General features: G+C 66.5%; 13 protein-coding genes. 6 read left to right on the forward strand and 7 right to left on the reverse strand.

Features of this window, described 5'->3' with window-relative positions; genetic code table 11:
• Positions 1–223 precede the first annotated feature (223 nt).
• The 5 genes from M4J39_RS11785 (at position 224) to M4J39_RS11805 (ending at position 6,566) form a co-directional block, all read left to right on the forward strand.
• Positions 224–1,516, forward strand: a complete 1,293-nt coding sequence (locus M4J39_RS11785) for an ABC transporter substrate-binding protein (protein WP_251728067.1) — start codon at positions 224–226, stop codon at positions 1,514–1,516.
• A gap of 188 nt (positions 1,517–1,704) precedes the next feature.
• On the forward strand, positions 1,705–2,571 hold the full coding sequence (locus tag M4J39_RS11790; protein WP_251728070.1) for a carbohydrate ABC transporter permease: 867 nt from the start codon (positions 1,705–1,707) through the stop codon (positions 2,569–2,571).
• Positions 2,572–2,583: 12 nt separating this feature from the next.
• A complete protein-coding gene (locus tag M4J39_RS11795; protein ID WP_251728072.1) occupies positions 2,584–3,405 on the forward strand; it encodes a carbohydrate ABC transporter permease in 822 nt (273 codons plus the stop codon).
• A gap of 10 nt (positions 3,406–3,415) precedes the next feature.
• Positions 3,416–4,555 carry an ABC transporter ATP-binding protein gene (locus M4J39_RS11800; RefSeq protein WP_251728073.1) on the forward strand — a complete coding sequence of 380 codons (1,140 nt, stop codon included), beginning with the start codon at positions 3,416–3,418 and terminating at the stop codon, positions 4,553–4,555.
• A gap of 10 nt (positions 4,556–4,565) precedes the next feature.
• Positions 4,566–6,566, forward strand: coding sequence for an alpha-amylase family protein (locus tag M4J39_RS11805; protein ID WP_251728075.1), 2,001 nt, complete (start codon positions 4,566–4,568; stop codon positions 6,564–6,566).
• Between the two features lie 107 nt (positions 6,567–6,673).
• On the opposite strand, the gene M4J39_RS11810 is transcribed toward M4J39_RS11805, so the two are convergent.
• The 7 genes from M4J39_RS11810 to M4J39_RS11840 form a co-directional block, all read right to left on the reverse strand.
• A complete protein-coding gene (locus tag M4J39_RS11810; protein WP_251728076.1) occupies positions 6,674–6,901 on the reverse strand; it encodes a hypothetical protein in 228 nt (75 codons plus the stop codon).
• A 16-nt stretch (positions 6,902–6,917) separates the two neighbouring features.
• The gene (locus M4J39_RS11815; protein ID WP_251728078.1) at positions 6,918–7,724 is read right to left on the reverse strand and encodes an IclR family transcriptional regulator; all 807 of its coding nucleotides are present in this window, start codon (positions 7,722–7,724) and stop codon (positions 6,918–6,920) included.
• A gap of 57 nt (positions 7,725–7,781) precedes the next feature.
• Positions 7,782–8,171: a RidA family protein gene (locus M4J39_RS11820; RefSeq protein ID WP_101288564.1), complete on the reverse strand. Its 390-nt coding sequence runs from the start codon at positions 8,169–8,171 to the stop codon at positions 7,782–7,784.
• A 16-nt stretch (positions 8,172–8,187) separates the two neighbouring features.
• Positions 8,188–8,958 carry an amino acid ABC transporter ATP-binding protein gene (locus M4J39_RS11825; RefSeq protein WP_251728079.1) on the reverse strand — a complete coding sequence of 257 codons (771 nt, stop codon included), beginning with the start codon at positions 8,956–8,958 and terminating at the stop codon, positions 8,188–8,190.
• Between the two features lie 12 nt (positions 8,959–8,970).
• Entirely contained in the window at positions 8,971–9,630 is a 660-nt protein-coding gene (locus M4J39_RS11830) for an amino acid ABC transporter permease (RefSeq protein WP_251728080.1), read from the reverse strand.
• 4 nt (positions 9,631–9,634) lie between these two features.
• Complete coding sequence (locus M4J39_RS11835; RefSeq protein WP_251728082.1) at positions 9,635–10,297, reverse strand: amino acid ABC transporter permease; 663 nt, start codon at positions 10,295–10,297, stop codon at positions 9,635–9,637.
• A gap of 62 nt (positions 10,298–10,359) precedes the next feature.
• Positions 10,360–11,175 carry a transporter substrate-binding domain-containing protein gene (locus M4J39_RS11840; protein ID WP_371875448.1) on the reverse strand — a complete coding sequence of 272 codons (816 nt, stop codon included), beginning with the start codon at positions 11,173–11,175 and terminating at the stop codon, positions 10,360–10,362.
• Between the two features lie 226 nt (positions 11,176–11,401).
• Here M4J39_RS11840 and M4J39_RS11845 point away from each other — a divergent pair, with 226 nt between their 5' ends.
• Positions 11,402–12,472, forward strand: a complete 1,071-nt coding sequence (locus M4J39_RS11845; RefSeq protein ID WP_251728633.1) for a D-TA family PLP-dependent enzyme — start codon at positions 11,402–11,404, stop codon at positions 12,470–12,472.
• The last annotated feature ends 3 nt before the right edge of the window (positions 12,473–12,475 follow it).

Raw genomic sequence — 12,475 nt, forward strand, 5'->3', positions numbered from 1 at the left:
TGCGCACGACGGCACCGGATCGGACGGACAACCGCATCCGCATCGCGGGGAAACAGGTTCAACTCATCCACATATCGCTGTTCGATGATAGTTCGATACTTGTCAAGCCAAAAACCCGACGATACGATCCTATCGAAACGGTTCGATATCAATGCCCACATGAGCATCCGCGCCAAGACGGAATTCGTTCGCCGTTTCATCCTAGAGGGTTAGGGAGATTACCATGCGATTCCGGTTTAATGGAGAGGTGCGCCTTGTCGCCAGTGCGATTCTGGGCGCCGCAATTCTTGCCGCTCCGGCGCGCGCTGAAGACATCGTCATCAAGATGTGGACGCTCGACAACAACGGCTACAAGGAATTCATCGCCGAGGCCGCCGAGAGCTTCAAGGCGACCCATCCGAACGTCAGCATCGAGCACCAGATCTTTCCGGGCGACCCATACAAGACGGCGCTGAAGGTGGCGCTGGTCGGCTCCGATGGGCCGGACGTGTTCTTCAACTGGGCCGGTGATCGCGCCACCCAGCTCGTCAAGGACAAGCTGGCGCTCGACATCACCGATTACGGCGACGTGCCCGGCGGCTTTGCCAAGGTGCTGCCGCAGGGCCTCCTGGATTCCTTCCGCTACGACGGCCGCCTCTACGGCGTCGCCACCGACGCGGTCACCAAATACGTCTTCTACGACAAGGCCTATTTCGCCGAACACAAGCTCGAACTGCCCAAGACGTTGGGCGAACTCGGCGGCCTCTGCAAGGCCATCCGCCAGATCGACCCCGACACCATTCCGATGCCGCTCGGCAACAAGACGCGCTGGAAGGCCATCCACTGGATGACCATGCTCAACGAGCGCGCCATGGGCGTCGAGGCCACCGCCGCCGACTACGACCTGTCGCGGCCGGCCGACCAGCTCTACACCGACCCCGGCTATGCCAAGGCCTTCCAGGCGCTGATCGACCTGCAGGACGCCGGCTGCTTCGAGGATGCGCCGAACGCCACCGAATACGCCATCGCCGATTCCATGTTCATCACCCGCGCCTCGCCGATGGAGTATTGCGGCAGCTGGTGCACCTCGGCGCTCGATCAGGCCGGCTTCACCGACTACGGCTTCTTCCGCCTGCCGGTGATGGAAGGCGGCAAGGGCAACCCCGACGCCAACTTCCTGGTGCCCGAGGGCTATCAGGTCTCCGCCAAGACCGCCCATCCCCAGGAAGCGGTTGAATGGCTGAGCTTCCTGGTCTCCGACGAGCAGGCCCTGAAGTTCGCCGAGAAGGTACAGTTCCTGCCCTCCAACACCAGGCTCATCGACAAGGCCGAGGGCGTGCCGCAGAGCTTCAAGGACATCGCGAGCGAAGTCGCCACCGTCAAGGAGGGCGTCAACGTGCTCGACGCGCTGCTCGAGGCCACCGTGGCCGACGCCTACATGAACGCCACCGTCGAAGTGCTGAACCGCACGCTGACGCCGGAAGCGGCCGTCGGCAAGGTGCGCGAGGCGGCGCTGGCCGTGCAGGCCAAGAAGTAAGCGGCCAAGGCCGTTCCGGCGCCTGTCCCTCCCCCCGGGACCGGCGCCACTCGACCGGGGCGACGCGATGCGTCTCCCCGGTCCTTCTCCCCCCTTGCCCTCCTCCCGCCGCCCTCCGGCGGCGACGGCCGCCAGGTAGCAGCATGCCCTTTCCACCGACATCCAAGCCAGCCGGCAGACGGCCGGCGATGAAGGCCGGCGCCGTCTCAGCCACGGCCATGATGGCCCCGGCGCTCATCCTCGTCGGCGTCTTCATCCTGATCCCGGCCATCGTCGCCGTGATCGGCTCCTTCTTCGACTTCTCGATGACGTCCGCCAACTGGACCTATGTCGGCGGCGCCAACTATCGCCGGGCGGTCACCGACCCGCTGTTCTGGCTGGCGATCTCCAACAACGTCTTCATCGTCGTGGGATCGGTGATCTCGCAGGTCGGCGGCGGCGCCATCCTCGCCGCCATCCTCGACCGGGGCATCCGGCGCGGCGGCGTCTTCTACCGCACCATCATCTTCATGCCGGTGGTGATCTCCTCGATCGCCGTCGCCTTCGTCTGGATGCTGATCCTCGACCCCAACGTCGGCCCGCTCAATGCCGTGGTCAAGGCGCTGGGCCTGCCGACGCCGAAGCTCGGCTGGCTGGGCGATCCGTCGATCTCGCTGTGGATGCTGCTGCTCATCGCCGCCTGGCAGAACGTCGGCTTCCAGATGATGCTGATCCTCGCCGGCCTGCAGGCCATCCCCAAGGAACACTACGAGGCGGCCTCGCTCGACGGCGCGCGCGGCCTCAAGGCCTTCTGGTACATCACGCTTCCCGGCATCCGCAACGTCTTGGTGCTGGCGACGCTGATCACCGTCATCGGCGGTTTCAAGGTGTTCGACCTCGTCTTCGTCACCACCGGCGGCGGGCCGGCCAACGCCACCCAGGTTCTGGGCACCTACACCTACACCCAGGCCTTCTCCTTCGGAAACATGGGCTACGCCAACGCCATGGCCGTCGTGCTGCTGGTCACGGCGGCGCTGCTCGGCTGGCTGCAGGTCCGCCTGTCGCGGCGCGGTTAAGGAGCAGATATCATGACCCTTCGCTCCCGCACCGTCGCCATCGGCCTGCACGCCGTCGTCTCCTTGTGGACGCTGTTCGTGCTGCTGCCGGTGTTCGTGATGGTCATCTCGGCCTTCAAGAGCCAGGCCGAGCTGTTCACCCGGCCGCTCGCCCTGCCCAAGCAGTTCAGCTTCGCCGCCTTCGAGCGCGCCTGGGGCATCGGCATCAGCGGCTTCCTCGTCAACTCGATCCTAGTCACCGCGCTGTCGGTCTTCATCATCATCTTCGCATCGAGCCTTGCCGCCTACATCCTCGCCCGCTCCGAGCGGCCGGTGATGCGCTGGGTCTACGTCGCCATCGTCGCCGGCTTCGCCGTGCCGCTGCAAAGCGTCATGGTGCCGCTCTACCAGCTGGTCTCCGGCGCCGGCCTCCTCAACTCGCGCCTTGCCATCGCCCTGCCCTACGCGGCCTACGGCATCCCCTTCACCACGATGCTGTTCTACACCTTCTTCCTGGAGTTCCCGCGCGAGCTGGAGGAGGCGGCGCGGCTCGACGGCTGCGGTCGGCTGGAGGTGTTCTTCCGCATCGTGCTGCCGCTCTCCGGACCGGCCATCGCCAGCGGCGCCATCTTCCAGGCGGTGTTCAACTGGAACGAGTTCATTCTCGCCCTGCTGATGCTCACCAAATCAGACGTGCGCACCCTGCCCGTCGGCATCTACGGGCTGACCGGCCAATACAGCGCCGACTGGCCCGCCCTGATGGCCGGCCTCGCCATCGCCACCCTTCCCCTCATCGTCATCTTCCTGCTGGCCCAGCGCCATTTCGTGCGCAGCCTCGCCGGCCTCGGCAAATAGAGATACCGCCATGCCCCATCTCGAAGTCCGCGACGTCGTCAAGCGCTATGGCACCCTGACGGTCCTCTCCGGCGTGTCCTTCGCCGCCGAGAAGGGCGAGTTCGTCGTCATGGTCGGCCCGTCGGGCTGCGGCAAGTCGACGCTGCTGCGCTCCATCGCCGGCCTTGAGGAGATCTCCTCCGGCTCGGTCTCCATCGCCGGCCACGACATCACCGCCGCCGAACCGTCCGATCGCGGCGTCGCCATGGTGTTCCAGAACTACGCGCTCTATCCGCACATGACGGTGGCCCAGAACATGGGCTTCGCCCTCAAGGTGGCGCGCCGGCCGAAGGCCGAGATCGAGGCCGCCGTGACGCGCGCCGCCGAGATCCTGCGCATCACCGACCACCTCGGCAAGTATCCCAAGGCGCTGTCGGGCGGCCAGAAACAGCGCGTCGCCATCGGCCGGGCCATCACCCGCGCGCCGGAGGTGTTCCTGTTCGACGAGCCGCTTTCGAACCTCGACGCCGCCCTGCGCTCGCAGATGCGCATCGAGCTATCCCGCCTGCACCGCGAGCTCGGCGCCACCATGCTCTACGTCACGCACGACCAGACCGAAGCCATGACCATGGCCGACCGCATCATCGTCATGAACGGCGGCAACATCGAGCAGATCGGCTCGCCGCTCGACCTCTACAACAAGCCGGCGACGCGCTTCGTGGCCGGCTTCATCGGCTCGCCGCGCATGAACTTCATCGCGTCCCGCGTCATGCGGCTTTCCGGCCGCTCGGTCGGCTTCTCGCTCGGCGAGGGACGGCCGCCGCTCGACCTGGAGTTCGCGCCCGGCGAGACGCTGCCGATACTCGGCGACGCGGTCACCCTGGGCATCCGGCCCGAAGCCCTCGGCGACGACGGCGAGGTCCACATCGCCGACGCCGAGGTCACCGTGGTCGAGGCGCTGGGCCGCGAGACGCTGGTCTATTCGGACGCCCGCACCCTCCGCACCACCGACTCCGAATCCCTCGACGGCTACTTTGCCCAGCTGGTTCCGAGCCAGTCCGACAAGCGGCTCGGCCAGCAGATCGAACTCAAGGCCAACCGCTCGGCCTTCGTGGTCTTCGCCGCCGACGGCGCCACGCTGCACGACGCCTCCCCCATCCATCACAAGTGACCTCCCCATCATGCGCTTTCGCCAGATCCATCTCGACTTTCACACCTCCGGCCTGATCGACGGCATCGGCTCCCGCTTCGACGCGCGGGCCTTCGCCAGCGCCTACAAGGAGGCCCACGTCGACTCCGTCACGATCTTCTCCAAGTGCCATCACGGCCTGTCCTACCACCCGACCAAGGTGGGCCGGATGCACCCCGGCCTGGGCTTCGACCTGTTGCGCGCCCAGCTCGACGCGCTGCACGGCGAGGGCATCGCAGCCCCGATCTACCTCTCGGCCGCCTGGGACGAGCACGCCGCCTTCACCCATGCCGACTGGCGCATAGTGACGCCCGACGGCCACCTGCCGCAGTCGCGCAACGACCCGTCCGGCTGGGCCTATCTCGACTTCGCCTCGCCCTATCTCGACTATCTCGCCGCGCAGATCGACGAGGTGCTGGAGCTTTACCCCGACGGCGACGGCATCTTCATCGACATCTGCAGCCAGCTGCCGTCGATCTCGCCCTATGCCAAGGCGGCGATGGAGGCGCGCGGCCTCGACTGGACGTCCGAGGCGGACCGCACCATGTTCGGCGCCGAGGCGCTCGACGGCTTCTATCGCAAGGTGAAGGACACCGTGCGGGCCCGCGCGCCGGGCATGCCGCTGTTCTTCAACTCCGGCCATATCCGGCGCGGCAGCCGCGAGCACATCGCCAAGTACTACAGCCACCTCGAACTGGAATCGCTGCCGACGGCCGGCTGGGGCTACGACCACTTCCCCGTCAGCGCCCGCTATGTCGATTCCCTGGGCATTCCCTTCCTCGGCATGACCGGCAAGTTCCACTTCACCTGGGGCGAGATCGGCGGCTACAAGCGGCCGGAGGCGCTGATCTACGAATGCGGGGCCATGCTGGCCCATGGCGCCCGCTGCTCGATCGGCGACCACCTGCATCCGACCGGCCGCGTCGATCCCTCGACCATGGCCATCGTCGGCGCCGCCTACGACTGGGTGGAGAAGCGCGAGGCCTGGGCGGAGGGCAGCGTCAACCGCGCCGAGATCGGCCTCGTCTCCCTTGAGGCTGCGACGCTCGACGCCACCAGCATCGAGGCGCCGGCCCAGAAGCACGCCAGCGACGACGGCGCCACGCGCATCCTCCTGGAAGCCGGCCTCACCTTCGACGTGCTCGATCTCGAAAGCGATCTCTCGCCCTACCGCCTGGTCATCCTGCCCGACGCCGTGCCGGTCGGCCCCACCCTCAAGGCGAAGCTGGAGCGCTATCTCGCCGGTGGCGGCCGCCTGCTGCTCACCGGCAAGAGCGGCCTCGATGCCGAGGGCTTCGTGCTCGACGTCGGCGCCGCCTGGGAGGGCACCTCGCCCATGGCCGGCGGCGACTACCTGCTGCCGACGCCCGAGTGGCGCCCCGACGGCATCGACGAACCGAACTTCATGTATGCCCCGTCCGAGCGTATCCGCGTCACCGACGGCGAGACGCTCGGCAGCGTCTACGAGCCCTATTTCGACCGGACGCCGAAGCACTTCTCCGGCCACATCAACGTGCCGCGCCGGCCCGATCCCAGCGGCTACGACGGCGGCAGCCGCAAGGGTGCCGTCACCTACCTCGCCCACCCGGTGTTCCGCGTCTACACCGAAGTTGGCGCCGTGCGCCTGTTGGAAATGGTCGAGCGCGCCATCGTCGTCGCCCTCGGCGGCGAACGGATGATCACCACCAGCCTGCCGCGAGCCGGCCGGGCGACGGTGCGCCGGCAACCGAAGCGCAACCGCGACGTCGTCTATCTCATGCACGCGACGCCGGCCCTGCGCGGCTATCTCTGGGACAGCAACATCCAGCCGATCCAGGACCTCGTGACGCTCCGCGATATCGCCGTGTCGCTGAAGGTCGACGCCCCCGTCGAAGCGGTCCGCCTCGTCCCCGACGGCGCGCCCCTGCCCTTCACGCAAGCCTACGGCCGCGTCTGCTTCAGCGTACCGGAAGTGACCGGCGTCGCCATGGTGGAGGTGGTCTACCGGTCGTAAGTCCAAAAGGAAAAGGCGGGCTCACCGTCCCGCCTTTCTCATGCCGGTTTGACATCCCTGTCCTTGGGACTTGAACCATCCGCCCACGTCGGAAGCCGACCGGATGGTCACGGATGTCTTGAAGGGGCCACAAGCTTCACCTTGGCCCAATCCTCGTCGCTTAGAGGCTGGCAGTCCTTGTCGGAGAGCGCGGCGGCTTCCACCTCCTCCTCCGTCATGGCATCCACGCGCGCCCAGTCGGAATCGCCCTTGAGAGGCTTCAGAACTCCATCAGGCAAACTCTCGTAGAGAGCATCGCCCACCTTCACGATGTTCACCCGCCTAGAGTTGGCCATATTTCCTGGTCTCCCGCTACGACTTGCGTGCGTCCCGCAGCCGGTCCGGATTGGCGCCCAGCCGTTCGGAAATCTCCTGGCAGGCGCGCGTCAGGGCGTCGACATAGGCGGCGCGGTTGCGCAGCCCGTCTTCCTTGGGCGCCACGAGGCACAGGGTGGCGATGCAGGCGCCGTCGGCCTGGTGGATGGGCGCGGCGAAGCAGTGGGTGTAGGTATCCACCTGGCTGTTGAAGGTGAAATAGCCGTCGCGCCCGGCCTGCCGCACCTCGGCGATGAAGGCGGCGGGGTCGAGGCGCCGGCCGTCGGGCATGACGAAGTCGTCGGCCGGGATCAGGTCGAGGATGCCCTGGTCGTCGAGATGGGAGACCAGCAGCCGCCCGGACGCCGTCCAGGGAATGGGCACCAGTTCGCCGATGCTGGAGGATATCCGGAAGGGCCGCGCGCTCTCGCGCATCATGGCGACGGTGTACTTGTTGCCTTCGAGCAGGCACATCTGCGCCGTCTCGCGGGTTTCCTCGGCGAGATGGGCCAGCGCCCGGTCGCACTCGCGCATGAAGTCGAACTGCTCGGCATAGGCCGCGCCGAGGAAGTAGAGCCGCCGCCCGAGGAAGACGCGACCGTCGCCGCCCTGGTAGTCCAGCATGCCGTGCCGGAGCAGCAGGTTGACGAGTTCGTAGACCGACGAGCGCGGCGCGCCGATCTCCGAGGCGATCTCGTTGGGGCGCATCGGCTGGCGCCGGACGCGCAGGAACTCAAGGATATCGAAGGCACGATCGAGCCCGCGCGCTCGCCTTGACGTCATGTCCTCGACGGTATCTGGCATCTTACCCCTCAAATCGCATGGACCGGCCTCCTTGCGAGACCGGCCCACCCGCAACGTTCACTTGCGGTCGGCGCGATAGGCGACGCACTCGACCTCCACCTTGCAGTCGACCATCATCCTCGACTGCACGCAAGCGCGGGCCGGCGGATTGGCCCCGAAATACTCGGCGTAGACGCCGTTGAAGCTCCAGAAGTCGCGCGGATCGTCGAGCCACACGCCGACGCGGACCACGTCGTCGAGGCCATAGCCGGCCTCCTTCAGGATGGCGATCAGGTTGTCGATCGCCTTGCGGCTTTCGGCGACGATGCCGCCCTTGACGATCTCGCCGCCCTCCATCGCCACCTGTCCGGACACGTAGAGCCAGCCGTCGGCTTCCACGGCGCGGGCGAAGGGAAGCGGCTGTCCGCCCGCACCGGTTCCGCCGGTGCCGTAACGCTTGATAGTCATGAAAACACTCTCTTTTTCAGTTGAAACTGGAGGTCTTGAGGAAGTCCGCGAGGCGCTCCGTCTTCGGCGCCACGAACATTTCCCTGGGGTTGCCGTCCTCGCCGATGACGCCCTGGTTCATGAAGATGACCCGGGACGCCACCTCGTAGGCGAAGCGCATCTCGTGGGTGACCAGGAGCATGGTCATGCCGTCGGCGGCGAGGCCCTTGATCACCTGCAGCACCTCGCCGACCAGTTCCGGATCGAGCGCCGAGGTCACCTCGTCGAACAGCATCAGTCGCGGGTTCATGGCGATGGCGCGGGCGATGGCGACGCGCTGCTGCTGGCCGCCCGACAGCTGGCCGGGAAAGTGGCCGGCCCGGTCGCCGAGGCCGACGCGGTCGAGCCACTTGAGCGCGATGGCGCGAGCCTCGTCCTTCGGCAGCCGCTTCACCTTGAGAAGGCCGAGCATGACGTTCTCTTCCGCCGTCATGTGCGGAAACAGGTTGAACTGCTGGAAGGCCATGCCGGTCAGCGCCCGCTGGCGGGCGATGTCCTTCTCGCTCTTGCGCCGGCGCGTCGGACCCTCGACGTGATAGCCGATCTCCTCGCCGTCGAGGCGGATGGTGCCACCCTCGAAGTCCTCCAGCATGTTGATGCAGCGCAGGAGCGTGGTCTTGCCCGACCCGGACGAACCGATGATGGCGATCACCTCGCCCTCGTGGACGGCGCAGTCGATGCCCTTCAGCACCTCCAGCGGGCCGTAGGTCTTCCGCAGTCCCTCGATTTCGAGAATGGTCTTGGACATGGATCGAAATCCTCAGGAGGGGACGGCGGTCTTGCGCTCGACGTATTTGCCGAAGCGTTCGATGCCGTAGTTGACGACGAAATAGAGCGCTCCGGCGAAGAAGTAGAACTGGAGGCTCATGAAGTTGCGGGAGATGATCTCCTGGGTGCGCAGGAGCAGTTCGGCGACGCCGATCACCGACAGCAGCGTCGACGCCTTGACCATCTCGGCGGCGGTGTTGACCCAGGCCGGCAGGAACTGGCGTAGCGCCTGCGGCCACAGCACGTAGGCGAAGGTCTGCCCGAAGGTGAGGCCGATCGCCTTGGCCGCCTCGGTCTGCCCCTTGGGGATCGCCTGAAGGCCGCCGCGCACGATCTCGCCCACATGCGAGGAGCAGAAGATCGCCAGCGCCAGTACGCCGGCCGAGAATGGATCGAGGTTCACGCCGACGGCCGAGGAGACGTAGTAGCTCGCCAGCACCAGGACCAGCACCGGCGTGCCGCGAATGATGTCGGTGTAGACGCGGAAGACGAGGCGGACCGGGCGGGCGCCGTAGGTGAGCGACAGGCCCACCACCACGCCGAGCACCGACCCCGCGAGGATGGCGAGAAGCGAGATCGACACCGTCAGGCCGAGACCCGAGAGGATGACGTTGCGGGCGAGCCACAGCTGATCGAGGAAGGACGGGTTCATGGCGTCACCTCGGCAGGGCCAGGCGCCGCTCGATGCGCCGCATCAGCGCGGCGATGAGGGCGCAGGTGGCGACATAGAGCGCGGAGGCGACGATCCACGTCTCGATCACCCGGAAGCTCTCGACGTTGATCTTGCGCGCCTGGAAGGTCAGCTCCGGCACGGCGATGGCGGCGGCGAGCGATGTGTCCTTGAACAGGGATATGATGGTCGAGGACATCGACGGCAGCACGTTGCGCAGCATCAAGGGCGCGATGATGGTCGTGCGGATCTGCATCGGCGTCAGGCCGATCGCCAGCCCGGCCTCGGTCAGCCCCTTGGGAATGGACAGAAGCCCGGCCCGGAACACCTCGGCCAGATAGGCGCCCGAATAGATGGCGAGAACCGCGACGAAGCTCTCGATCTTGTCGAGTCTCACGCCCATCTGCGGCAGCGCGAAATAGGCGAACAGCACCAGCACCAGGATCGGCAGGTTGCGGATCAGCGTCACGTAGGCCGTCGCCGGCCAGGAGGCGGCTCGGTACTTGGATATCAGCGCAAAGGCGACGGCAAGACCGACCGCCGCGCCGATGAGGATGGATACGACCGCAAGGCCGAGGCTGAGCGCCAGCCCCTCCAGCAGCCGGTCGAAGTTGCGCCAGACCACGGCGAAATTCAGCGTATAGCCCATGGTGCCTCGCTGCTTGCAAAGGAGGAGAGCGGAGGCGCGCCTCCGCTCTTGCCAAAGGCTCGTTACTTGAACTCCACCGGAAAGCCGATTTCCGGCGGCAGGAGGTCCTTGCCGAACCAGGTCTTGAACGACTTGGAGTAGAAGTCGAACTCAACGCCGGTCATCGCCTCGTGCAGCGCCGTGTTGACGAAGTTCAACCAGTCCTGGTCGCCGCGCTTGACCGCGCAGGCATAGGTCTGCGGGTTCCAGCCGTAGCCGGCGTCCTTGTAGCGGTTGGGGTTCTGCGCCATGTACCAGGCGAGCGACGACTGGTCGGTGGCGACCGCGTCGGAGCGGCCCGATTCCAGCGCCTGATAGATGAGATCGACCGAGTCGTACTGGTCGACCGCGGCCTCCGGCAGGGCGGCGTGCACCATGTCCTCGGCATAGACGTTCTGCAGCACCGATACCGTGACCGACGAGCCCGCCGCCTTCAGCGCGGCATAGTCGGCATACGGACTGTCGCCCTTCATCATCAGGCCGACGCCCTCGCGGTAATAGGGAACGGTGAAGGCCACCTGCTGGGCGCGCTCGCCGGTCACCGTCATGAACTGGCAGGTCATGTCCACCTTGTCGGTGGTGATGTTGGGAATGCGGGCGTCCGACGACTGGATCACATACTCGATCTTGTCGGGATCGCCGAACAGGGCCTTGGCGACGATGCGGCCCATGTCGACGTCGAAGCCCTGCAGCTTGTCGTCGGCGCTCTTGAAATGCCAGGGCGCATTGGTGCTGCCGGTCCCGAGAACGAGGTGGCCGCGGGCGAGCACGTCATCGAGCTTGCTGGCCTCGGAATAGGCTGATGTCGACAGCAGGAGGAAGACCGACGCGGCAAGCATGCCGCCGGTGCGGATGGTCGTGTTCATTCTGTTCCCTTTATTGCTGATCATGCGTCAGATTGTCCAATATACCGGACATGAGTCCGTGTTACTGGATTGACGTATTGAGATACAGGGTCCATAGTTTGTCAAGAGCGCATTGAGCCAACGCGCCCAAAGCCGGAGCGGACCCGTCATTGCCGGGATTCAGCACGGTTTCGCCACGTCGAAGATCGGAATGCCCCAGATGGAAACCTTTGCCGACAGCCTCGACACGCCGAGCGTCGTGGTCGACGCCGATATCGTCCGCGCCAACATCCGGCGCTTCCAGGCCTATGCCAACGTTCACGGCTTCAAGGTCCGGCCGCACATCAAGACCCACAAGCTGCCGCCCATCGCCGACATGCAGATCGGGGCCGGCGCCGTCGGCATCACCTGCCAGAAGGTGTCGGAGGCGGAGGCCATGGTGGCGGGGAGTTCGGCCATCACCGACGTGCTGATCACCTACAACATCGTCGGCGCGGAGAAGCTCGCCCGCCTCGCGGCGCTGGCCGGCAAGGTGCGGCTCTCGGTGGTCGCCGACAGCGCCGATGTGGTGGAGGGCCTGTCCAGGACCTTCGCGGGTCAGGCATCGCCGCTTCGCGTGCTCGTCGAATGCGACACCGGCGCCAACCGCTGCGGCGTCGCCTCGCCGGAGGACGCGGCGGCGCTGGCCGGCCGGATCGCCGTGGCGCCCGGCCTCGCCTTCGGCGGCCTGATGACCTACCCGCCGGCCGGCGGCGAAGCGGCGGTGCAGGATTTCATGAGCAAGACCAAGGCGCTGATAGAGACCGGGGGGCTCACCGTGCCGGTGATCACCTCGGGCGGCACGCCGACCATGATGCACGCCGCCGAGGCGCCCGTCGTCACCGAGTATCGACCCGGCACCTACGTCTATAACGATCGTTCGCTGGTGGCGCGCGGCGCCTGCGGCTGGGACGACTGCGCCCTCACCGTGCTCACGACGGTGGTCTCGGTGCCCGCCGCCAACCGCGCCATCATCGACGCCGGTTCGAAGGCCCTCACCTCGGATCTCCTTGGCCTCACCGGCTACGGCCATGTGCTTGGCCGCGACGACATCGCCATCGACCAGCTGTCGGAGGAACACGGCCGCCTCGTCAGCACCGGCCCGATCGACCTCAAGGTCGGCGACCGCTTGCGCATCGTCCCCAACCACGCCTGCGTGGTGACCAACATGGTCGACGAGGTTTATCTCTACTCGACCGAAGAAGCGGCGCCCCGCGCGGTGCCGGTCGTCGCGCGCGGTCGCATCAGGTGAGGA

The organism is Pleomorphomonas sp. NRK KF1, from assembly GCF_023721755.1.
Taxonomy (GTDB): Bacteria; Pseudomonadota; Alphaproteobacteria; order Rhizobiales; family Pleomorphomonadaceae; genus Pleomorphomonas.

What these genes read in the sequence shown, in the direction of transcription:
- M4J39_RS11800 (WP_251728073.1), top strand. Translation starts at nt 3,416, where the DNA reads ATGCCCCATCTCGAAGTCCGCGACGTCGTCAAGCGCTATGGCACCCTG.
- M4J39_RS11805 (WP_251728075.1), top strand. Translation starts at nt 4,566, where the DNA reads ATGCGCTTTCGCCAGATCCATCTCGACTTTCACACCTCCGGCCTGATC.
- M4J39_RS11815 (WP_251728078.1), bottom strand. Translation starts at nt 7,724, where the DNA reads ATGCCAGATACCGTCGAGGACATGACGTCAAGGCGAGCGCGCGGGCTC.
- M4J39_RS11795 (WP_251728072.1), top strand. Translation starts at nt 2,584, where the DNA reads ATGACCCTTCGCTCCCGCACCGTCGCCATCGGCCTGCACGCCGTCGTC.
- M4J39_RS11845 (WP_251728633.1), top strand. Translation starts at nt 11,402, where the DNA reads ATGGAAACCTTTGCCGACAGCCTCGACACGCCGAGCGTCGTGGTCGAC.
- M4J39_RS11790 (WP_251728070.1), top strand. Translation starts at nt 1,705, where the DNA reads ATGAAGGCCGGCGCCGTCTCAGCCACGGCCATGATGGCCCCGGCGCTC.
- M4J39_RS11820 (WP_101288564.1), bottom strand. Translation starts at nt 8,171, where the DNA reads ATGACTATCAAGCGTTACGGCACCGGCGGAACCGGTGCGGGCGGACAG.
- M4J39_RS11835 (WP_251728082.1), bottom strand. Translation starts at nt 10,297, where the DNA reads ATGGGCTATACGCTGAATTTCGCCGTGGTCTGGCGCAACTTCGACCGG.
- M4J39_RS11810 (WP_251728076.1), bottom strand. Translation starts at nt 6,901, where the DNA reads ATGGCCAACTCTAGGCGGGTGAACATCGTGAAGGTGGGCGATGCTCTC.
- M4J39_RS11785 (WP_251728067.1), top strand. Translation starts at nt 224, where the DNA reads ATGCGATTCCGGTTTAATGGAGAGGTGCGCCTTGTCGCCAGTGCGATT.
- M4J39_RS11840 (WP_371875448.1), bottom strand. Translation starts at nt 11,175, where the DNA reads ATGCTTGCCGCGTCGGTCTTCCTCCTGCTGTCGACATCAGCCTATTCC.
- M4J39_RS11825 (WP_251728079.1), bottom strand. Translation starts at nt 8,958, where the DNA reads ATGTCCAAGACCATTCTCGAAATCGAGGGACTGCGGAAGACCTACGGC.
- M4J39_RS11830 (WP_251728080.1), bottom strand. Translation starts at nt 9,630, where the DNA reads ATGAACCCGTCCTTCCTCGATCAGCTGTGGCTCGCCCGCAACGTCATC.